Annotated in this window: 18 protein-coding genes; 16 read left to right on the plus strand and 2 right to left on the minus strand. The window is 67.2% G+C overall.

The window, feature by feature from the left end; genetic code table 11:
- Positions 1–353: 353 nt before the first annotated feature.
- The 12 genes from IAI54_RS26590 (at position 354) to IAI54_RS26645 (ending at position 13638) form a co-directional block, all read left to right on the plus strand.
- Positions 354–1961: an extracellular solute-binding protein gene (locus tag IAI54_RS26590; RefSeq protein WP_187970040.1), complete on the plus strand. Its 1608-nt coding sequence runs from the start codon at positions 354–356 to the stop codon at positions 1959–1961.
- A gap of 82 nt (positions 1962–2043) precedes the next feature.
- On the plus strand, positions 2044–2904 hold the full coding sequence (locus IAI54_RS26595) for a carbohydrate ABC transporter permease (protein ID WP_187970041.1): 861 nt from the start codon (positions 2044–2046) through the stop codon (positions 2902–2904).
- A gap of 640 nt (positions 2905–3544) precedes the next feature.
- Entirely contained in the window at positions 3545–4513 is a 969-nt protein-coding gene (locus tag IAI54_RS26600) for a carbohydrate ABC transporter permease (RefSeq protein ID WP_187970042.1), read from the plus strand.
- Positions 4510–5607: an ABC transporter ATP-binding protein gene (locus IAI54_RS26605; protein ID WP_187970043.1), complete on the plus strand. Its 1098-nt coding sequence runs from the start codon at positions 4510–4512 to the stop codon at positions 5605–5607. The genes IAI54_RS26600 and IAI54_RS26605 overlap by 4 nt, the downstream gene beginning before the upstream one ends.
- Entirely contained in the window at positions 5600–6658 is a 1059-nt protein-coding gene (locus IAI54_RS26610) for an ABC transporter ATP-binding protein (RefSeq protein WP_187970044.1), read from the plus strand. The genes IAI54_RS26605 and IAI54_RS26610 overlap by 8 nt, the downstream gene beginning before the upstream one ends.
- A 32-nt stretch (positions 6659–6690) precedes the next feature.
- A complete protein-coding gene (locus IAI54_RS26615; protein ID WP_187970045.1) occupies positions 6691–7782 on the plus strand; it encodes a Gfo/Idh/MocA family protein in 1092 nt (363 codons plus the stop codon).
- A 38-nt stretch (positions 7783–7820) separates the two neighbouring features.
- Positions 7821–8735 (plus strand): sugar phosphate isomerase/epimerase family protein, encoded by a 915-nt coding sequence (locus tag IAI54_RS26620; RefSeq protein ID WP_187970046.1) that lies wholly within the window; start codon positions 7821–7823, stop codon positions 8733–8735.
- 79 nt (positions 8736–8814) lie between these two features.
- Positions 8815–10002, plus strand: coding sequence for an aldose 1-epimerase family protein (locus IAI54_RS26625; RefSeq protein ID WP_187970047.1), 1188 nt, complete (start codon positions 8815–8817; stop codon positions 10000–10002).
- 85 nt (positions 10003–10087) lie between these two features.
- Entirely contained in the window at positions 10088–11182 is a 1095-nt protein-coding gene (locus tag IAI54_RS26630) for a fatty acid desaturase family protein (RefSeq protein ID WP_187970048.1), read from the plus strand.
- A 79-nt stretch (positions 11183–11261) separates the two neighbouring features.
- Positions 11262–11576 carry a MocE family 2Fe-2S type ferredoxin gene (locus IAI54_RS26635; protein ID WP_187970049.1) on the plus strand — a complete coding sequence of 105 codons (315 nt, stop codon included), beginning with the start codon at positions 11262–11264 and terminating at the stop codon, positions 11574–11576.
- A 4-nt stretch (positions 11577–11580) separates the two neighbouring features.
- Entirely contained in the window at positions 11581–12813 is a 1233-nt protein-coding gene (locus IAI54_RS26640) for an NAD(P)/FAD-dependent oxidoreductase (protein ID WP_187970050.1), read from the plus strand.
- A gap of 24 nt (positions 12814–12837) precedes the next feature.
- Positions 12838–13638 carry a 3-methyl-2-oxobutanoate hydroxymethyltransferase gene (locus IAI54_RS26645; protein ID WP_187970051.1) on the plus strand — a complete coding sequence of 267 codons (801 nt, stop codon included), beginning with the start codon at positions 12838–12840 and terminating at the stop codon, positions 13636–13638.
- A gap of 236 nt (positions 13639–13874) precedes the next feature.
- On the opposite strand, the gene IAI54_RS26650 is transcribed toward IAI54_RS26645, so the two are convergent.
- Together IAI54_RS26650 and IAI54_RS26655 are read right to left on the minus strand one after the other, a co-directional pair.
- The gene (locus IAI54_RS26650) at positions 13875–14699 is read right to left on the minus strand and encodes a manganese catalase family protein (protein ID WP_187970052.1); all 825 of its coding nucleotides are present in this window, start codon (positions 14697–14699) and stop codon (positions 13875–13877) included.
- 255 nt (positions 14700–14954) lie between these two features.
- Entirely contained in the window at positions 14955–15305 is a 351-nt protein-coding gene (locus IAI54_RS26655; RefSeq protein WP_187970053.1) for a hypothetical protein, read from the minus strand.
- Between the two features lie 115 nt (positions 15306–15420).
- Here IAI54_RS26655 and IAI54_RS26660 point away from each other — a divergent pair, with 115 nt between their 5' ends.
- The 4 genes from IAI54_RS26660 to IAI54_RS26675 all read left to right on the plus strand — a co-directional run bounded on the left by IAI54_RS26660 (position 15421) and on the right by IAI54_RS26675 (position 20502).
- Entirely contained in the window at positions 15421–17208 is a 1788-nt protein-coding gene (locus IAI54_RS26660) for a site-specific integrase (RefSeq protein WP_187970054.1), read from the plus strand.
- A 156-nt stretch (positions 17209–17364) separates the two neighbouring features.
- Positions 17365–18621 (plus strand): phage portal protein, encoded by a 1257-nt coding sequence (locus tag IAI54_RS26665; protein WP_235679182.1) that lies wholly within the window; start codon positions 17365–17367, stop codon positions 18619–18621.
- A complete protein-coding gene (locus tag IAI54_RS26670) occupies positions 18618–18941 on the plus strand; it encodes a gene transfer agent family protein (RefSeq protein WP_187970055.1) in 324 nt (107 codons plus the stop codon). Before IAI54_RS26665 ends, IAI54_RS26670 begins: the two co-directional genes overlap by 4 nt.
- The gene (locus IAI54_RS26675) at positions 18934–20502 is read left to right on the plus strand and encodes a phage major capsid protein (RefSeq protein WP_187970056.1); all 1569 of its coding nucleotides are present in this window, start codon (positions 18934–18936) and stop codon (positions 20500–20502) included. The genes IAI54_RS26670 and IAI54_RS26675 overlap by 8 nt, the downstream gene beginning before the upstream one ends.
- Positions 20503–20523 lie beyond the last annotated feature (21 nt).

A 20523-nucleotide genomic window follows, 5' to 3' on the forward strand; every position in this document is an offset into this window, starting at 1 on the left:
ACGGGTTCCGGCTGGATTGGGTCATGATCGGCGGCGGCGGTCCTGACGGTCGGCAGGGCGAGTCTGATGGGAAATGATGTATTGCGGCGGCGGCAGGACGACAACTCCGCAAGGCGGTGACGCAGCGTCCGCGGCGCGGACGACGCGTCGTCCTGCAAGGAAAACCATCAGAAACCATCATTTCCTCTGAAGCTCTGCGCCTCGTCCGCATCCCGATCCCGTTGATTCCGCGAGCTTATCCATCGCCTCATCACGGAATGACGTTTTCTGATTTGATTTGATGTTGACATCATCAATTCGAGTCGTCAATCTTCATCATACGGGCTCGATCGAGGCCCGAGGGAGGAATGTCGATGACCGAACTGATGCGCATGTCGCGTCGCAGGCTGCTTGCGACCGGAGGAAAGGCAGCACTCACCGTCGGCGCGATCGGGATCGCGCCCAGGTTCATCCGGCCGGGCCGCGCCTATGCCGCCGACGCGCTGGCGCCGGGCATGGTCGGCGGCCCCACCGGCTTCGACGGCGCCGAACGCTACCAGTACGGCGCCGACACGCCGGAAGGCCGCGCCATCGAGGCGGCCAAGGCGCTGAAGGCCTCGGGCGTCGACCGCATCGTGCTCGGCCTGTCCGACGGCTCCATCGGCCAGCTCACCCAGCCCTTCCCGGCCGGCGCGCCGTCGATCAAGGATCTCTGGGAGAAGGAGACCGGCATCACGCTCGAGATCGTCGGCGTGCCGAACGGCCAGGAATTCACCAAGACCATGCAGGACATCTCCACCAAGGGTGGGGCCTACGACATCTACGCCGTGGAATGGAACCGCCTCGGCGACCTCGCCGAGACCGGCGGCATCATCAAGCTCGACGACTACGTCGCCAAACACCGGCCGGAATGGGACGATCCGCAGAACGGCTATGTCGGCGGCGCCAAGGGCGTCTCGCTGCTCAACCAGTATCGCGGCTCCACCTATGGCGTGTCGCTCGACGGCGATTTCCAGACCTGGGTCTACCGCACCGATCTCTTCGGCGATCCGGCCGAGCAGAAGGCCTTCAAGGACAAATACGGCTACGACCTCGCGCCGCCGAAGACCTGGAAGCAGCTCGACGAGATCGGCCTGTTCTTCCACCGGCCCGACAAGGGCCTGCTCGGCTCTACCGACATCCGCAACCAGGGCTGGGGCTACACCAACTGGTACCAGCGCTACGTCTCGATGGGCTCGCCCAACCAGTTCCTCTTCGCCGACGACGGCAAGCCGCTGATCAACTCGCCGGCCGGCATCGCCGCGACGCAGGAATATGTCGCTTCGCTCGCCTACAAGTCGCCGGACGCCATCTCCTGGGGCTGGCCCGAGCAGTACGGCAATTTCGCCAACGGCGGCGCGGCGATGACCTGCGCCTTCTCCAACCTGCCGAAGTTCCTCGACAATCCGGCCAACAAGGATTCCAGGGTCACCGGCAAGGTCGGCTCCATGCTGCCGCCCGGCCGCGAGGTCGACGGCGGGCTCGTCCGGCGCTCGGTGCTGTGGCTCAACCTCTCGGCCTCGGTGTCCTCGCAGGCGAAGAACCCGGAGGCCTGCTACGCCTTCCTGCAATGGGTCGGCTCGGCGCGCATCTATGCCTGGATGACGGCGAACCCGGGCGGCTATTTCGATCCCTTCCGCCTGTCCGACTTCGCCGACCCGCTGGTGCGCGGCACCTACCACGACTACCACATGGACGTGGTGCGCGAGACGGTCGCCCGCACGGTGCCCACCATCAACTACCCGGGTGCCACCGCCTTCCACAACGCCCTCGACGAGAACCTCGTCGCGGCGCTGACGAAGACCAAGACGGCCGAGCAGGCCATGGCCGACACCGAGCGCGAATGGCAGCGCATCGCGCGGCGCACCGGCGAGGACAAGCTGCTCGAGGCGATCCGCACCAACAAGGAAGCCTGGCCCACCATCGTCGATCCGATCGGCTGACCCTCCCGGACCGGCCGGACGGGGGAGGGGCGGTACGGCGCCCCTCCCGCACATTTCCAAGCGACACGAGCCTCCCTTTTCCATGAAGCGTTCCGTCCCATTCGAGCTGTTCCGCTACGCCGCCATCCTCGCGGCGCTGGCCGTCACGCTCGTTCCGATCCTGTGGATGGTGTCGATGGCCTTCAAGCCGGTCGGCGAATGGTCCGCCACCGGCGCCGACCTGACCTGGTGGCCGCAGGAGCCGACGCTGTCGAACTTCCGCTTCATCTTCGGCCAGTCCGATTCCAGCCTCATCGTCGCGCTCGACCGCACCGCCATGAAGCCGATCCTGTCGTCGCTGCTGTCGGCGAGCTTCGGCACGCTGATCGCCATGACCGCCGGCACCGCCGCCGCCTACGGCCTGTCGCGGTTCGGCTCCGGCCAGAACCTGCCGCTGGCGCTGACCCAGCTGCGCCTCTTCCCGCCGATGGCGGTGATGATCCCGGTCATGATCATGTGGGCCTTCCTCAATCTCACCGACACCTGGTGGGGCCTGGCGCTGGTCTACGGCATCGTCACGCTGCCCTTCGCTTTCTGGCTGATGAAGACCTTCTTCGACGACATGCCGCGCGAGATCGAGGAGGCGGGGCTGGTCGAAGGCTGCTCGCGCTGGCGCGTCTTCACCCGCATCACCCTGCCGATGATGCGCGCGCCGCTCGCTTCCGCCGCCCTCTTCGTCTTCATCCTCAACTGGTCCGACTATCTGATCGCGCTCCTGCTGACGACGCGCGAATGGGTCACGGTGCCGGTCTACATGGCCTCGCTGTCCTCCTCCATGACCGGCCAGCTCTACGGCGCCAAGGCGGCGCTCGGCCTCATCGCCGCCGTCCCGCCCGTCATCATGGGCATCGCCATCCAGCGCCACCTCGTCCGCGGCCTCACCTTCGGAGCCCTGAAGCAATGAGCGCCGTCACCGCCACCATCGCCGGCACCGCTGCCGCCCGCCGCGCCCTCCAGGCCCGAGCCGAAGACGGGCGCGACGCGTCGCGGTCCCCCTCCCCCCTGAGGGGAGGGGCAAGGGGTGGGGGTGCCTCGCGCGATCCTCGCCGGATCGGCGCGCACCCCGGTCCCGCGAGCCCGACACGCCGTTCCCCCCGCCGCGCCCTCCAGGCCCGAGCCGAAGACGGGCGCGACGCGTCGCGGTCCCCCTCCCCCCTGAGGGGAGGGGTAAGGGGTGGGGGTGCCTCGCGCGATCCTCGCCGGATCGGCGTGTGCCCCGGTCCCGCGAGCCCGACACGCCGTTCCGCCCGCCGCGCCCTCCAGGCCCGAGCCGAAGCGAGGCGCGATGCCTCCAGGTCCCCCTCCCCCCTGAGGGGAGGGGCAAGGGGTGGGGGTGCCTCGCGCGATCCTCGCCGGATCGGCGTGTGCCCCGGTCCCGCGAGCCCGACACGCCGTTCCGCCCGCCGCGCCCTCCAGGCACGAGCCGAAGCGAGGCGCGACGCGTCGCGGTCCCCCTCCCCCCTGAGGGGAGGGGCAAGGGGTGGGGGTGCCTCGCGCCATCCTCGCCGGATCGGCGTGTGCCCCGGTCCCGCGAGGCCGACGTCATGAGCGCGATCGTGACCTCCCGGGACGAGGAGACAATCCGCGTGGCAAATCCCGCAGGGCCCGGCGCTTCCGCCCACTCCGAATCCGCCCGCCTCGGCTTCCGGCTCACCTTGCCGGCGCAGATCCTCGTCTTGTTCATCGCGGTCTTCCCGCTCCTGATGCAGCTCTACATCAGCCTGACCGACTGGTCGCCGCTCTCCGGCCGCGACTGGTGGATGGCCTATGAGAGCTGGAACGACTTCTACAACTACGCCGACCTCGTGCAGGACAACCGCTTCTGGAGCGCGCTCTGGCGCACCGCCGTCGTCATGCTCGTCTGCGTGCCCGTCCAGTTCCTGCTCGGCCTCGGGCTCGCGACCCTGTTTGCGGACGAGTTTCCCGGCAAGCGGGTCTTCTATTCCATCCTCTTGATGCCGATGATGGTGGTTCCCGCCGTGGCGGGCTACATGTTCTTCATGTTGTTCCAGTCGGGGGGACCTGTGAACGACGTGCTGTCCACGCTTCTCGGCACGCGCATCTCCATCGCCTGGCTGTCGGATCCCACGCTCGCGCTCGTCGCGGTGATGATCGCCGACATCTGGCAGTGGACGCCGCTGATGTTCCTGATCCTGCTCGCCGGCATGGTCGGCGTGCCGCAGGACCAGATCCGCGCCGCCACCCTGCTCGGCGCCGGCCCCTGGCAGCGCTTCGTCACCATCGTGCTCCCCAAGATGAAGACCATCATCATCATCGCGCTCGCCATCCGCGCCATCGAGAACTTCAAGATCTTCGACACGCTCTACATCATGACCGGCGGCGGCCCCGGCGTCGCCACCGAGACGATCTCGGTCTACATCTACAAGGTCACCACGCAGGACCTGATCTGGGGATATGTCGCGGCCATCGCGCTCGCCATCCTGCTCGTCCTGTCCATCGTCACCGTCTTCGCCATGAAGCGCATGGCGGCAGTGCGCGCGGTGCCGGCATGAGCGCGATCCACCTCCAGGGCCTGGTCAAGAAATTCGGCGACTTCACTGCGCTGAAGACCATGGATCTCGCCATCGCCGACGGCGAGTTCATGGCGCTGCTCGGACCGTCCGGCTGCGGCAAGTCCACCACCATGAACATGATCGCCGGCATGGAGGATCCGACCGAGGGCCGCATCCTGTTCGGGGACCGCGACATGGCGGGCGTGCCGATGGGCCGGCGCGGCGTCGGCTTCGTGTTCCAGAACTACGCGATCTTCACCCACATGACGGTGCGCCAGAACCTCGCCTACGGGCCGCGCATGCACGGCCGGCCAAGGAGCGAGATCGACCGGCGCGTCGCCTCCATCGCCGAGCTGCTGCAGCTGGCGCCGCTGCTCGACCGGCCGGCCGCCGGCCTCTCCGTCAACATCCTGCAGCGCGTCGCCATCGGCCGCTCGGCCATCCTCGAGCCCGCGATCTTCCTGCTCGACGAGCCGCTCTCCAACGTCGACGCCGCCTTCCGCGCGGTCATGCGCACCGAGCTGAAGCACCTGCAGCGCCAGTTCCGCCAGACGATGGTCTACGTCACGCACGACCAGCTCGAGGCCATGACCATGGCCGACCGCATCGCCGTCATGGATCATGGCGTGCTGCAGCAGGTCGGCACGCCGATCGAGGTCTACAACGATCCGGCCAACGTCTTCGTCGCCCGCTTCATCGGCGCGCCCGGCATGAACCTCCTGCCCGGCCGGCCGGCCGAGAGCGACCGCGGCCTCGTCGTCGATCTGGGCCCGCTCGGCGCCACCGCGCCGCTGCCCGCCCCGCTGGCGCAGGCCCTGCGCGGCCATCCGGGCGACGTGCTGTTCGGCTTCCGCCCGGAGCAGGCGACCCTCGAGCGCGCCGGCCCCGGCATCGCCGCGCCGGTCACGGTCGTCGAGCGCATCGGCGCGCGAACCATCGTCCATCTCGGCGAGGGCGAGACGGCGATGAAGCTCGTCGCCGGCAACGACGTCGCGGCCGACGTCGGCGCCTCCGTCGTCGTGGCCCCGGCGATGGACGCGGTGCGCGTCTTCGACCGCGCCACCGGCATGGCGATCGGAGGCATCCATGGCTGAGATCGCCTTCCGCAACGTCACCAAGCGCTACGGCAGGACCGTCGCCGTCGACGACGCCAGCTTCACCGTCGAGGACAACGAGTTCTTCTGCTTCTTCGGCCCGCCGCTGTCGGGCAAGTCGACCATCCTGCGGCTGATCCTCGGCCTGGAGACCCCCGACGAGGGCGAGATCCTGATCGGCGGGCGCCCGGTCACGCATGTCTCGCCGGCGGAGCGCAACGTCGCCATGGTGTTCCAGAACCTCGCGCTCTTCCCGCACATGAGTGCCGCCGACAACATCCGCTTCCCGCTGGTCGAGCGCCGCATGCCGCAGGTGCAGATCGCGCGCCGGCTGGCCGACGTCGCCGCCAAGCTGCACATCGCCCACATCCTGCACAAGCCGCCGGCGCAGCTGTCGGGCGGCGAGCGCCAGCGCGTCGCCATCGCCCGCGCGCTGGTGCGCGATCCGGCCGCCTACCTGATGGACGACCCGATCTCGGCGCTCGACGCCCGCCTGCGCGAGGAGACCCGCGTCGAGCTGAAGCGCATCCAGCGCGAGCTCGGCAAGACGCTCGTCTACGTCACCCACGACCAGGAGGAGGCCATGTCGGTCGCCGACCGCATGGCGATCCTCCACCACGGCGTCATCCGCCAGCTCGGCACCCCGGTCGAGATCTACGACCGCCCGGCCAGCACCTATGTCGCGCGCCTGCTCGGCTCGCCGATGATCAACATCCTGCCGACGCAGGCGCGCGCCGGCGCCATCCTCATCGCCGACGGCGCCATCGCCGCGCCTGGCCTCGAAGGCGACGCCGCGACGGCCGAGGTCGGGCTGCGGCCGGAGGACATCCGCGTCGCGCCCTGGACCGAGGCCGCGGGACCCCCGTCGCGGGTCTACGAGGTCGAGCCGCTCGGCGGCTACACCGTCGTCACCGTCGACGCCGGCGGGGCGCGCGTGCGGGCGCTGCTGCGCGGCCAGCCCGACATCCGCCCCGAGGCGCTGGTCTCGCTCACCTGCGAGGCGGGCAGGGTGCACCGCTTCGGGCGCGACGGAGCCGCGATGCCGCGATGAGCCAGTCAGTGGAAGAAACGAGGGAGGATCGAATGGGTGCTGCGTTGGGCTTCGAGCCGGACGTCACGGTGCGGACGAAAAGCCACAGGATCGGCTGCATCGGCGCCGGCATGATCATGGCCGAGTGCCACCTGGCGGCCTATAAGGAAGCCGGCTTCCCGGTCGCGGCCATCGCCTCGCGCACCGAGGCCAACGCCCGCAAGGTCGCCGACCGCTGGGGCATCCCGACCGTCCACGCCACGCCCGAAGCGCTGATCGAGGACGCGACCGTCGAGATCATCGACCTCGCCTTCCCGCCGGACCAGCAGCCGGCCCTGATCCGCCACGCGCTGCGGCAGCCCCACGTCAAGGCGATCCTCGCCCAGAAGCCGCTGGCGCTTTCGCTCGACGAGGCGCGCAAGCTGCGCGACGAGGCGAAGGCAGCCGGCAAGATCCTCTCGGTCAACCAGAACATGCGCTACGACCAGTCGATGCGCGTGCTGAAGCAGATCATCGACAGCGGTGCGCTCGGCGAAATCGTCTTCGCCCAGATCGACATGCACGCCATCCCGCACTGGCAGGGCTTCCTCGAGGATTACGACCGGCTGACGCTCGCCAACATGAGCGTCCACCATCTCGACGTGCTGCGCTTCCTGTTCGGCGATCCCGACGAGATCACCACGCTGACCCGCAAGGACCCCCGCACGAGTTTCGCCCATTCCGACGGCATCACCGTCTCGACGCTGCGCTTCCCGTCCGGCGTGCTCGCGCTGTCGCTGGAGGACGTCTGGTCCGGCCCGCGCCGGGAGGGCTACAAGGACGACCAGCACATCGGCTGGCGCGTCGAGGGCACGGAGGGCACCGCCAGGGGCACCATCGGCTGGCCCACCGGCGCCGCCTCCACGCTGTCCTACGCCTCGGCGAAGACCACCGGCGGCGAATGGGTCACCCCGACCTGGGAGACCATGTGGTTCCCGCACGCCTTCATCGGCGTCATGGAGCAGCTCCAGCACGCCGTCGCCACCGGCACCGAACCCGCGCTTTCCGTCGCCGACAACGTCCGGACGATGGCGCTGGTCGAGGCCGGCTACAGATCCATCGCGGAGGGCCGCACCGTGCGGCTCTCCGAGATCCCCCTTCACTGATCCAGACATCGAAGCAACTCGGGAGGAGTTCCAACGCCATGATGCAAGCCGGCATATTCACGGGGTATTTCCCCTATTCGCTCGAGGAGACCGCGAGGAAGATCCGCGCCCTCGACTTCAACACCGTCCAGCTCGATCTGCACTTCAAGGACATCGACCTGTCGGCAGGGCAGATCACGAAGGAGAAGGCGAAGACCGTCCGCGACACCTTCCGCGACCACAACCTGCCGATCTGCTGCATCTCGGGCTACACGAACATCATCCATCCCGACAAGGCCGAGCGGGAGCGCCGCGTCGGCTATCTCAAGGAGATCATCCGCAACGCGCGCCACTTCGGCACGCCCTACGTCATCTCCGAGACCGGCACCTACAACACCGAATCCGACTGGGTGCACCACCCGAAGAACAAGACCGAGGAAGGCTTCGAGGAGTGCCGCAAGGTCATCGCCGACCTCGCCCAGACCGCCTACGACCACGGCGCGGTGTTCCTGCTCGAGACCTACGTCAACAACGTCGTCGGCTCCGTCGAGGAGACGGTGAGGATGTTCGCGCAGGTCGACCATCCCGGCCTCGGCCTGCTGATGGATCCGACCAACTATTTCGAGACCCACAACATCGACCGGATGGACCAGATCCTCAACCAGGTCTTCGACACGCTGACGCAGCACATCCGCATCGCCCATGCCAAGGACGTCAAGCGCTCCGGCGACGACAAGTCCGAGAAGCATGCCGACATCGGCGACGACGACGCGCTGGAGAGCCACACCTTCCGCGGCGTCGGCGAGATCGAGCTGCCGGCCCCCGGCCTCGGCTCGCTCAACTACGACCTCTATCTGCAGCGGCTCGCCGAGAAGCATCCCAACATCGAGGTCATCATCGAGCACCTGTCGGAAGACGACGTGCCGCGGGCGAAGAAATTCCTCGACGGCAGGTTCCGCGCCAACGGGCTCTGATCCAGGAAACCCGGGAGGCGCCCCGCGCCTCCCAGGGAGGCGCCCCCGCGCCTCCCCCACTCCCTCCGCGAAGGCGAACATGGTCGAACTCTACGGACAGACGCTGACCCGCCGGCAGGTTGCCGAGCGCTCCGGCATGCTGTCGCAGTTTGCCGGCGTGCGCCTGATGACGCTCGGCGACGGCGTCGAGCGCGGCATCCGCATGCTGGAGTTCCGCACCGGCAGCGGCCTGCGCTTCACCGCGCTCGTCGACCGGGCGCTGGACATCGCCGACTGCGACTATCGCGGCCAGGCGATCGGCTGGCACTCGCCGGCGGGTTTCCGCCATCCCGGCCTGCACGACGACGAGGGCGAGGCGGGCCTCGCCTGGGCGCGCTCCTTCTCCGGCCTGCTCGTCACCTGCGGCCTCGACCACATCCTCGGTCCCGAGGAGGTCTCCGCCGAGAGCTACCACTATCCCGGCAAGAAGACCGTGCGGCACACCCTGCACGGCCGCGTCTCGACCATCCCCGCCCGCCTGACCGGCTATGGCGAGGCCTGGGAGGGCGACCGCTGCGTGCTCTTTGCGGAAGGCGTCGTCCAGCAGTCCGCCGTCTTCGGCGAGGACCTCCACCTCCTGCGCCGCATCGAGGCCGATGTCGGCGGCTCGGAGATCCGCGTCCGCGACCGGGTGGTCAACCACGGCTTCCTGCGCACGCCGCACATGTATTTCTACCACGTCAACGTCAGCCACCCGCTGGTCGACGAGGGCTCGCGCTACGTCGCGCCCGTCCGCGACGTGGTCTGGGCCGCCCATGCCGGCGAGGCCTACCGCGCGCAGGACGTCGGCTACCGCCGCCTGCCCGGGCCGCGGCTGAATTTCCGCGAGCAGGTCTGGCAGCACGATCTCGCCGCCGACGCTTCGGGCGAGGTGCCCGTCGCCGTCGTCAACGAGCGCATCGGCCTCGGCTTCGAACTCGTCACCCGCAAGCGCCAGCTGCCCTGCATGTACCAGTGGCAGAATTTCCAGGCCGGGCAGTACGCCATGGGCATCGAACCCTCGACCCATCACGTGCTCGGCGACAATGCGGCGCGCCAGCGCGGCGAGATGATCTGGCTCGAACATGGCGAGGAGCGCGCCTACGAGGCGACGTTCCGCGTGCTCGACGGTGCGGACGCCATCGCCGCCGCCGAGACGCGCATCGCCGCCATCGCCCGCCAGCCGGACGAGGATTTCCCAGCGCCGTCGGGTCGCTTCCCGGCGCTGTCGGGAGGATCGGCATCATGAAGCGACGCGACGAACGGCCGATGGCCGGCCGGGCCGGCGAAGGGAGGAGCCTGCGCCCGGGCCGGAGCGGCAGGTGGAGAACATCATGAGCAGCAGCGACAAGACCAGGCGCGACTACAGCCTCGTCGGCGAGAGCACGAGGCGCGCCATCGAGACCGGACTGGCCTCGGCCGAGTGGTATCACACCGAGGTGCCGCGCAAGGTCATGAAGGAGCTGATGCAGCGCCGCGACGGCCCCGCCATCCGCGACACCCTCCTGTGGTTCGCGCTGCTGATCGGCTCCGCCGCCGGCGCGATCTGGTTCTGGGGCACCTGGTGGTGCGTCCCCTTCTTCTTCGTCTACGGCGTCATCTACGGCTCGTCGAGCGACTCGCGCTGGCACGAATGCGGCCACGGCACCGCCTTCCGCACCCGCTGGATGAACGACGTCGTCTACCAGATCGCCTCCTTCATGCTGATGCGCAATCCGGTGCAGTGGCGCTGGAGCCATGCCCGCCACCACACCGACACCATCATCGTCGGCCGCGACGCCGAGATCGCCGTGATGCGGCCGCCGGACCTCCTTAAGGCCGCGCTGATGTTCACCGGCCTGCTCGATTTCCGCTATGCGCTGCCCGGCCTCTTCCGCCAGGCCTTCGCCGGCCTCAACGCCGAGGAGGAGAGCTACATCCCGGAGATGGAGCGGCACCGGGCCGTCGTCGCCGCGCGCTGGCACGTCGCCATCTACCTCGCCACCGTCGCCGGCGCGCTCTATACGTGGTCCTTCCTGCCGCTGATGCTCGTCGGCCTGCCGCGCCTCTACGGCAGCTGGCACATGGTGCTGACCGGCCTGCTCCAGCACATCGCCCTCGCCGACGACGTCGTCGACCACCGGCTCAACACCCGCACCGTGCTCATGAACCCGGTCAGCCGCTGGATCTACTGGAACATGAACTACCACGTCGAGCACCACATGTTCCCCATGGTGCCCTATCACGCGCTGCCGCGGCTGCACGAACTGATCCGCCACGACCTGCCGGCGCCCAACCCGTCCATGTGGCACGCCTACCGCGAGGCCTGGCCGGTGCTGCTGCGCCAGCTGAAATACGAGGACTTCTACCTCCGCAGGGACCTGCCGCCGTCGGCGAGACCCTATCGCGAGGAGTTCCACGCGCTGGCCACACCCACCGCCGCGGAATAGCGGCGGCGGCACTCCGTCACCAACGCCCCGCCGCGCCTGCGCGCGGCGGCCCGACACATGCATGCCGAAAGGAACCCGAATGGCACACTGGATCGAAGCCTGTGCGGTCGACGACGTGGACGAGGAGGACGTGATCCGCTTCGACCACGGCGGGCGCACCTTCGCGATCTTCCACGCCCCCGACGGCCGCTTCTACGCCACCGACGGGCTGTGCACCCACGAGAAGGTCCACCTCGCCGACGGGCTGGTGATGGACCACGTCATCGAATGCCCCAAGCACAACGGCCGCTTCGACTACCGCACCGGCGCGGCCAAGGGCGCGCCGGTCTGCGTCAACCTCGCCACCTATCCCGTGAAGGTGGAGGCCGGCACGGTCTTCATCGGCCTGGACTGAGCCGATGGCCGAACCGGGCATGGTCATCGTCGGCGCCGGGGAATGCGGCGCGCGCGCGGCCTTCGCGCTGCGCGAGGAAGCCTATGCCGGCCCGATCACGCTGCTCGGCGCCGAGACGCATCTCCCCTACGAGCGCCCGCCGCTGTCCAAGCAGGGTCTTGCGGCCGACCGGCCGGGCATGGCCGAGATCGCCGCCGCGCACCGCTACGACGAGGCCGGCATCCGGCTCCTGCGCGGCGTCGCGGCCGTCTCCATCGACCGCGCCGGCCGGTCCATCCGCCTCGCCGACGGCAGCACCGTTCCCTACCACCGCCTGCTCCTCGCCACCGGCGCCCGCCCGCGCCGCCTGCCGGCCGCCGAGGGCGTACCGGGCTGCGTCCATCTGCGCACCCATGACGACGCCGTGGCGATCGCCGCGCGGCTCGTGCCCGGCGCCCGCATCCTGATCGTCGGCGGCGGCTTCATCGGCCTCGAACTCGCCGCAGCCTGCATCGCCCGCGGCAGCCGCGTCACCGTCCTGGAGGCCGAGCCGCGCCTGCTCGCCCGCGCCGTCCCGGCCGCGATCGCCGCCGAGGTCGAGCGCCTGCACCGCGACCGCGGCGCAGACATCCGCTGCGGTGCCGCCCTCGCCGCCCTGGCGCAGGAAGGCGAGGGGGTCCGCGCCGCGCTGTCCGACGGCACCGTCCTCGACGCCGATCTCGCCGTCGTCGGCATCGGCGCCGTCCCCGCCGTCGAGCTGGCGGCCGAGGCCGGGCTGGCGGTCGAGAACGGCATCCGCGTCGACGCGACGCTTGCCACCTCCGACCCTTCGATCTTCGCCGCCGGCGACTGCTGTTCCTTCCCGCTCGGCCTCTACGACGGCCGCCGCGTCCGCCTCGAAGCCTGGCGCAACGCGCAGGAGCAGGGCGCGCTCGCCGCCCGCAACATGCTCGGCCGGGCCGAAGCCCACGCCGCCGTGCCGTGGTTCTGGTCGGATCAGTTCGACGTCACGCTGCAGATCGCCGGCCTCTGCGACGAGGGCGCCGCCACCGTGCGCCGCGACCTCGGCGGCGGCGCCTTCCTGCTGTTCCACCTCGCCCATGACGGCCGCCTCGTCGCGGCGAGCGGCATCGGCCCCGGCAACGCGGTCGCCCGCGACGTCAGGCTCGCCGAAACGCTGATCGCCCGCCGCGCCGCGCCCGATCCGGCGCGGCTTTCCGCACCCGAAACCAGGCTGAAATCCCTGCTCGCCGCCTGAGCGACAGGAAGAGGGGAGACCAAGATGGCCAGAACGAGACCCACGGTGCACGACCTGCGCGCGATCAAGGGAAAGCGCCAGCTCACCATGCTGCGCGTCATGACGCTGGAGGAGGCCGAGGCCGCCGAGCGCGCCGGCATCGACATCGTCTCGATCCCGCCGGACCTTTTGCTCGACCCGCGCTACCGCGACGCCGCGCCGTCGCTGTTTTCCATGCCCGGCGAGAACTTCTTCGAGATCGGCACCGCCGACGATTTCGTCCGCTGGGCCTTCCGCATGGTCAAGGCCGGCGCCGACGCCGTCTATTGCAGCGCGAGCTATGCCACCGTCAAGCGCATGGCCGACGAGGCGGTCCCCGTCATCGGCCATGTCGGCCTCATCCCCTCGCGCCGCACCTGGACGGGCGGCTGGCGCGCCGTCGGCAAGACCGCCGAGAGCGCGCTGGAGATCCTGCGCGCCGTGCGCCAGCTCGAGGCCGCGGGCGCCTTCGGGGCCGAGATCGAGGTGGTGCCGGTGGAGGTCGCCGAGGCGATCTCGGCCCGCACGTCGCTGTTCATGATCTCGATGGGTGCGGGCAGCGGCTGCGACGCGCAGTATCTCTTCGCCGAGGACGTGCTCGGCGCCAATCGCGGCCACATGCCGCGCCATTCCAAGGTCTACCGCAACTTCGCCGCCGAATACGACCGCCTGCAGCAGGAACGCATCTCAGCCTTCCGCGAATTCGCCGCCGACGTCGAAACCCACGCCTTCCCCGAACACCGCCACATCGTCCGCATGCCGCCCGCGGAGCTGGCGAAGTTCATGGCGGAGGTGGATCGGGAGTAGGGTGAGGAGGGAGCAGGCAGCCTGCAGTCGTGAGGAGGCAGTGGGCAGTCGGCAGTCGGCAGTCGTGAGTAGAGAGTAGTGTCCATCGATTCTCGGAGACTATGACGTGTCGCGGTCTCCTGTCGGATTATCACCTATCCCGGCCCACCCCAATCACCGCTACTACTCCCTACTCCCTACTCCCTACTCACCATCCCCGACTGCCGACTGCCAACTGCCGACTGCCGACTGCCCCCCTACATCTGCTCCTTCTGCGCCGCCGAATCCGGCCGTGCCTTGCCGAGCGACGGCACCTGGCCCAGCGGCTCCGGCTTGTCCCTGACCGAGAATTCCGCGCGTCCGTCGAGCGACGGTCCGGAGCTCCAGCGGCCCTGCGGCGCCGGCTTGTCCAGCGAGGTGTTGAGGAAGTAGTAGGAGTGCTCCAGCGCCTCGTGGCTCTCCGGCGTCGAGTTCGGGATCGGCAGCGATGCCGTGAGCCCGCCGAGTTCCTCGATCACAGCCAGCCACTGCTGCTGGTGCATGGTGTCGCGCGCGATCAGGAAGGACAGCATGTCCCTCATGCCGGCATCGTCGGTCATCGTGTAGAGCCGCGAGGCGAGCACCCGGCCCGAGCCTTCCGCCATGGCATTCGCCATCATGTCGGCCGCCAGGTTGCCGGTCGCGTAGATGTGGCTCATGTCGAAGGGCACGCCATTGGCGTTCACCGGCATGGCCGACAGCCCCGACGACAGGATGTGGCGCGGGTTCATGCCGCCGAGGATCGCGTTGACGATCGGATCCTTCGCCGCCTCCTCCTGCATCGAGACGGGGGCGTTCTCCAGGTTCAGCGCCACGGCGTGGCCGAGGAACTCGATATGCGACAGTTCCTCCGTCGCGGTCATCATCAGGAGGTCGCGGTACTTGTCGTCGCCGCGCGCACCCATGGCCTGGAAGAAATACTGCATGGCGACACGGATCTCTCCCTCCACCCCGCCGATCGCCTGCTGCAGCATCTTGGCGAAGAGCGGGTTCGGCTTGTCGCAGCGGACTTCGTATTGAAGCTTCGAGGAGTGGTGAAACATTTTTGGTCCCTTCGGGTCAGGTTTACGCCCTGCGAACCGGCCCCCGGGGCAAATGTTCCTGCGATTGTTCGCCGACGGATCGCCGCGACCGGGCGTCAACTGGAGGCTGCGGGCGCCGGTACCGCTCCGACGCGCAGTATCTCTTCGCCGAGGACTTGCATCGCCCGCATGCCACCTGTGGAACTCGAAAGGTTCAGAGCCGGGCTTGAGAGTCTCTGATCGACCGACGTGGCGAGGGCACGAGAGCCGAGTAGATCAGGTCCCGCTCTCGCGCCGGTCATGCCAGTCTTGAATTTTGTCGCATAGAAATTTCATGAATGGGTCACCGATCAGGGGTTGGGTCGCGCCATCCGGTGTGAATTCGTAGAACGCGTCGGATTCGTCAGTGCCCCACGTTCCGAGATACTCGCCGTCCTGCGTGACCACCGTGCCGTCGTCGAGCAGGTTGATCGGCCATCGAAGCTTCATTTTGCCCCCGGGGCTCGGCGAGCCGGATGGATCGCCATGCGGATCGACCACATGGCTGTCTGTCGTTGGACGACTCCGGGTCACCTTGAACGTGGTGCCGTAGTCGGGAAATAGGAAGTGGCTGGGGCGCCTGGACACTAATCCAGTTTTCCGCAAGCGCCTGAAATCAAATAAGCTATTGCGAATGCGTGCCTTTTCGTCCTAAGACTGTTCCGGTTTGGTGTTCCGGAACGGTGCTACGGAAGGGCGGGAAATGGCAAGGCTGACCTACCTCGAAAGGCGCGGCGCGACCTACTATGCGCGCATCGATATACCGCTCGATCTTGTCGACCATTATCGCACCACCACGCGCAAGAAGTCGCTGCGCACCAAGGACGAGGCGACGGCGAAGAACCGCCTGTGGCCGGTCATTGCGACGTGGCGAGCCGAGTTCGAAGACACGCGGGCGCGTCGCGTCGTGACGCCCGGCGACAAGGCGGATGCAACGTGGCAGCACTACACAGCGACGCTTGAGCGCGATGATCAGGAACGCCAGCACATGCCGACCGCCGCTGATATCGAGGCTGCAAAGGAGGCTGCGATCGAACGTGCGCAGCGCGAGAACATCAATATCAGCGACCCGGCCGAAGTCCTTCACGCGACCCTCGACTTGATAACGCTCAGGGACCGTCGCGCTTCCTACGCCAATGCTCGGCGCGTCAAACTCGAATGGCTGCGCAAGCATCTCGCCGAAGGCGAGACGGCGCTGATCGACGATGAAGTCGACGCCTACATTGAGCAAAACAAGCTCCTGATCGACCCTTTATCGCCTGAACGTGGCGAACTCGCCTCCCGAATGATGCGTGCCGAGATCGAAGCTTTGGAGCGCACCGTCGAGCGCGACAGGGGCGACTACAGCGGCGCGCCCAAAGATCCCATCGTGAAGCCCGCAACCGGCACGTCGCGGGAGCAGGCCAAGCCGGGCGAGGCGATCATGGAGCTTTTCGAGGTGTATGCCGCCGAGAACCCGAAGAGCATCTCGGTCGACACGATCGCGCAAGCGAGGCGCGACGTCGGCACCTTCGTTGACTACGTGGGCCGCACTTGCCCGGTAGGCCGGATCGACAAGAAGGCCGTGCGCGAGTGGAAAGCGCTATTGCTGCGCTACCCGGTGAAGGCGACGGAGACGAAGGATTTCGCCGGCATGAAGATTGCGCAGATCGTGCGCCACAATGAGAAGATTGAGAAGCCGCTCATCTCATCTCGAACTGTCAATCGCTACCTAGCCGGCCTTAGTGCCTTTTGCTCATGGCTGGTAAATCACGGATATATTGAACACAATCCGGTTGACGGAATGTTCCTGAAGAAGTCTAGCGCTTCAAAGACGGTGCCTTTTACGGTCGAGCAGATGAATACGTTGTTCAAGTCCTCTCTGTTCACCGGATGCCGGAGCGCGGATGAATGGCGCAACGTTGCTAAACCCGGAAATGTGCTTATCAGAGATTATCGCTACTGGGTGCCGCTCATCATGCTCTTCTCTGGTGCCCGTCCTGCCGAGATTTCCCAACTTGCAGTCTCGGACATGCGGCAGGAACACGGCCATTGGATCATGCACATCACGACCGAGGGAGAAGGTGAGAAGAGCGTCAAGTCGGACGGCAGCATGCGCGTTGTGCCGGTGCATCCTGAATTGGTGAAGCTCGGCTTCATCGCCTATCGTGACGGCATGGAGAAGGCTGGACACCAACGGCTTTTCCCTGAAGCTCAACGCAATAGTCGCGGTCAGATGATCGCCGAATACTCAAAGTGGTTCGGCCCGTTTCTTACCAAGCTCGGCATCAAAGACGGTCGGGGGTTGTCGCTCTACAGCTTCAGACATGGCGCGGCCGACGCACTTCGTCGTGCCGGCTATCTCGACGACCAGTTCGGTTTCATGCTCGGTCACACCAAGTCAACCATGACCGGCCGCTATGGGATAATGCCGCAAGGCATGCTTCAGCAACGTGTCGACCTCATCAACTCGATAACCTATCCCGGCCTCTCTCTTGATCATCTGAAATAGCCTGTTGACGTGGCTCACGGTCTCGTCGTGACCTTGATCGTCGTGCAGGTAGGCAGAAGTTCTTCAAGAAAAACGCGCTCAACACGATTTTCCGGATTCACAAGCGATTCGGCATATGGGACAATATTCCTAGTTCGAAACTAGGTATGTGTCGCGTTGCGTTTCCTGAGTTCTGTAAAGCGTATGTTTGGGGGCGACATGGATGCGAAGTCCATGTCGCTCACCGACCCGTCGGCCTTCGAGTTGTTCGGCGTGCTGCCGACCATCGGCGGGCCTGCCATCACGCCGGCTTCGGCGCTTCGCGTGCCGGCCGTCTATTCGGCCGTCAGCCTGATTGCCGGTGCTATCGGCGCACTTCCTGCGAAGGTCTTCGCCTCGACCGACGGCAGCAAGAGCGCTGCCAAGGATCACCCCGGCTATCGCCTTGTCCATGATGAGGCGAACGACTGGACCAGCGCCGGCAAGCTTCGCGCGCAACTGACAACCGACGCGCTTCTCACCGGTCACGGCTTCGCCTTCGCCAACCGTGTCGGCGATCGCGTCGTCGAGTTCATCCGTCTCGACCCGACGTCCGTCACGATCAAGCAGGACAGCGTCACCGGCGAGCCGGTCTATGTCGTCGGCGGACACGCCGGGCAGCGCGTCTATGCCTATCGCGACATCCTCCATATCAGCGCGCCGCTCGACGTCTCGCCGATCGCGGCCGGCCGCGAAGCGATCGGCCTTGCCGCCATCCTTGAGCGCCATGCCGCGCAACTCTTCGCCAGCGGCGCCCGGCCCTCGGCGCTCTTCTACAACGACAACAGGAAGGGCGGCTCGGACGGCAGCAGCGGCGCCAGCATCATCAAGGGCATCAAGGCTGCATATCGCGCCGCGACCGGCTCCGGCAGCTTCACCGAGCCGATGGTGCTCGACGACGGATGGAAATATGCGCAAATCGCGCTGACGTCGGCCGACGCTCAGTTCGCCGAGATGCGCACCGAGCAAGTCGTCGAGATCGCCCGGCTCTTCCGCGTCCCGCCGCATCTGCTCTTCGAGCTTTCGCGCGCGACCTGGTCGAACGCCGAAGAGATGTTCCAATCGTTCCTGACCCTGACGCTCCGGTCTTGGATGGATGATTGGGAATGGGCCTATGCGCGCGTCCTGCTTGCGCCTGACGAGCGCGCGGCCGGCTTCTATGTCGAGTTCGTGGTCGACGATCTCTTGACCGCCAACGCCGCCACGCGCGCGACGACCTATCAGCAGTATCGCGCCATGGGTGCGATGACGGCCAACGAAGTCCGCTCCGGCCTCAACCTCTCGCCCATGGATGGCGGCGACACGCTGGCCAATCCGAACATCACGCCCGGCAAAAACGAAACCGTTTCGGATTCGGCCAACGACAATGCCACGCCCCGGAAGGAAGCCGCATGACGCACGTTGCATTCTTCGGCGACGGCGAGCACGTCTTCGCCCTGCCGCCTGAGTTGATCATGGAGCTTGAGCGCAAGACGGGAGCCGGCATCGGCCTTCTGTGTCGCCGCGTGTTCGATCGCAGCTTCGCGCTCGCCGATCTCACCGAGACGATCCGGCTCGCCCTCATCGGCGGTGGCGCAAGCCCCAAAGAAGCGGCTGCCCTGGTCGCAACCTACGCCGCCGGCCGGCCGATCTCGGAAACCTTCCCTCTCGCCGCTGCCATCCTCGAAACCGTGTTCTTCGGCAGCGCGACCAAGCTGGACGCCGCCCATGGATAAGCTCGAATTCAAGGCCGCGATCACGGTCGACGAGACCGGCGCGATTACCGGCCTCGCGTGGCCGTTCGGTTCGGCCGACCGTGTCGGCGACATCATCGAAAAGGGTGCGTTCCGCTCGCCGGCCCATCTGCCGATGCTCTTCGCCCATGATCAGGCTCAAGCGGTCGGCATCTGGGATTCGATCGCCGAGACGCCCGAAGGGCTTCAGGTGAAAGGCCGGCTTCTGGTCGACGACGTGGCGCGCGCCCGTGAAGTGCGCGCCCTGGTCCGTGAGAAGGCCGTCACCGGCCTTTCGATTGGCTTCGTCACCAAGACCGCCAAGGCACGCCCCGGCGGCGGGCGCACGATCTCCGCCCTCGACCTCCACGAAATCAGCATCGTCGCCGTCCCCTGCCATCCCGGCGCGACCATAACGACCATCAAAGCCGCCACGGATGGCACGGCACATTCGCTCAAGGAAAGCACCATGGATCCCGAACTGAAGAACGACCCGGCGACCGATCCCGTCGTCGACAAGAAGGACTTCGACGCGCTCAAGGCGCGCCTCGACAAGCTCGAAGCGAAGAGCAATCGCCCGATCGCGGCGAACAACAACCACCCGGCCGCCGACAACGACAACGGCGAGGCCAAGGCGTTCAGCCTCTACACCCGGCGCGGCGTCGAGCAGATGAGCGCCGAAGAGCGCAAGTCTCTCACGGTCGGCGTCTCGGCGTCTGCCGGCTATCTCGCGCCGGAGACCTTCGCGGCCGAACTGATCAAGCTGCTCAAGGAGTTCAGCCCCATTCGCCAGTATGCGCGCGTGGTGACGATCGGCGCCCCGGAGACGAAGTATCCGCGCCGCGTCGGCTCGCCGTCGGCCTACTGGGTCGGCGAGACGGCCAATCGCACGGCGTCGCAGGGCAGCTATGAGCAGCTTTCGATCAAGCCGCACGAACTGGCGACGTTCACCGACGTGTCGGCCCAGCTTCTCGAAGACAACGCCTACAACCTCGAAGGCGAGCTTCAGCAGGAGTTCGCCGAGGCCTTCGCCACGGCCGAAGGTCGCGCCTTCGTGCTCGGCACCGGCGACAACGACAACCAGCCGACCGGCTTGCTCGTCAATGGCGACATCGCCGAGATGATCACCGGCGCGGCGGCGAGCTTCCCGGCGACCAATCCGGCCGACGTCCTGATCACCATGTATCACAAGCTGCCGACGACGCATGCGCAGCGTGGCGTGTGGATGATGAACCGCAACACGCTGGCGACCATCCGCAAGTGGAAGGACAGCGACGGCCACTATCTGGTGATCGACCCGATCACGGCCGGCATGCCCATCACCATGCTCGGAAGGCCGATCGTCGAGTGTCTCGACATGCCCGATATCGCGGCCGGCTCGACGCCGATCGTGTTCGGCGACCTTCAGGGCTATCGGATCATCGATCGCATTCAGCTTCAGGTGCTCCGCGATCCGTTCGCACGCGCGACCAACGGCGAGGTTCGCTTTCATGCTCGCCGTCGCACCGGCGGCGACGTCACGCACCCCGATCGCTTCATCAAGCTCAAGGTGGCGGCTTCCTAAGCCGGCCTGAAGGACAAGACC

The sequence above is a fragment of the Aquibium microcysteis genome (assembly GCF_014495845.1).
GTDB classification, from domain to species: domain Bacteria; phylum Pseudomonadota; class Alphaproteobacteria; order Rhizobiales; family Rhizobiaceae; genus Aquibium; species Aquibium microcysteis.

What these genes read in the sequence shown, in the direction of transcription:
- IAI54_RS26675 (WP_187970056.1), top strand. Translation starts at nt 18,934, where the DNA reads ATGGATAAGCTCGAATTCAAGGCCGCGATCACGGTCGACGAGACCGGC.
- IAI54_RS26650 (WP_187970052.1), bottom strand. Translation starts at nt 14,699, where the DNA reads ATGTTTCACCACTCCTCGAAGCTTCAATACGAAGTCCGCTGCGACAAG.
- IAI54_RS26595 (WP_187970041.1), top strand. Translation starts at nt 2,044, where the DNA reads ATGAAGCGTTCCGTCCCATTCGAGCTGTTCCGCTACGCCGCCATCCTC.
- IAI54_RS26640 (WP_187970050.1), top strand. Translation starts at nt 11,581, where the DNA reads ATGGCCGAACCGGGCATGGTCATCGTCGGCGCCGGGGAATGCGGCGCG.
- IAI54_RS26645 (WP_187970051.1), top strand. Translation starts at nt 12,838, where the DNA reads ATGGCCAGAACGAGACCCACGGTGCACGACCTGCGCGCGATCAAGGGA.
- IAI54_RS26610 (WP_187970044.1), top strand. Translation starts at nt 5,600, where the DNA reads ATGGCTGAGATCGCCTTCCGCAACGTCACCAAGCGCTACGGCAGGACC.
- IAI54_RS26590 (WP_187970040.1), top strand. Translation starts at nt 354, where the DNA reads ATGACCGAACTGATGCGCATGTCGCGTCGCAGGCTGCTTGCGACCGGA.
- IAI54_RS26670 (WP_187970055.1), top strand. Translation starts at nt 18,618, where the DNA reads ATGACGCACGTTGCATTCTTCGGCGACGGCGAGCACGTCTTCGCCCTG.
- IAI54_RS26605 (WP_187970043.1), top strand. Translation starts at nt 4,510, where the DNA reads ATGAGCGCGATCCACCTCCAGGGCCTGGTCAAGAAATTCGGCGACTTC.
- IAI54_RS26620 (WP_187970046.1), top strand. Translation starts at nt 7,821, where the DNA reads ATGATGCAAGCCGGCATATTCACGGGGTATTTCCCCTATTCGCTCGAG.
- IAI54_RS26615 (WP_187970045.1), top strand. Translation starts at nt 6,691, where the DNA reads ATGGGTGCTGCGTTGGGCTTCGAGCCGGACGTCACGGTGCGGACGAAA.
- IAI54_RS26630 (WP_187970048.1), top strand. Translation starts at nt 10,088, where the DNA reads ATGAGCAGCAGCGACAAGACCAGGCGCGACTACAGCCTCGTCGGCGAG.
- IAI54_RS26625 (WP_187970047.1), top strand. Translation starts at nt 8,815, where the DNA reads ATGGTCGAACTCTACGGACAGACGCTGACCCGCCGGCAGGTTGCCGAG.
- IAI54_RS26600 (WP_187970042.1), top strand. Translation starts at nt 3,545, where the DNA reads ATGAGCGCGATCGTGACCTCCCGGGACGAGGAGACAATCCGCGTGGCA.
- IAI54_RS26660 (WP_187970054.1), top strand. Translation starts at nt 15,421, where the DNA reads ATGGCAAGGCTGACCTACCTCGAAAGGCGCGGCGCGACCTACTATGCG.
- IAI54_RS26635 (WP_187970049.1), top strand. Translation starts at nt 11,262, where the DNA reads ATGGCACACTGGATCGAAGCCTGTGCGGTCGACGACGTGGACGAGGAG.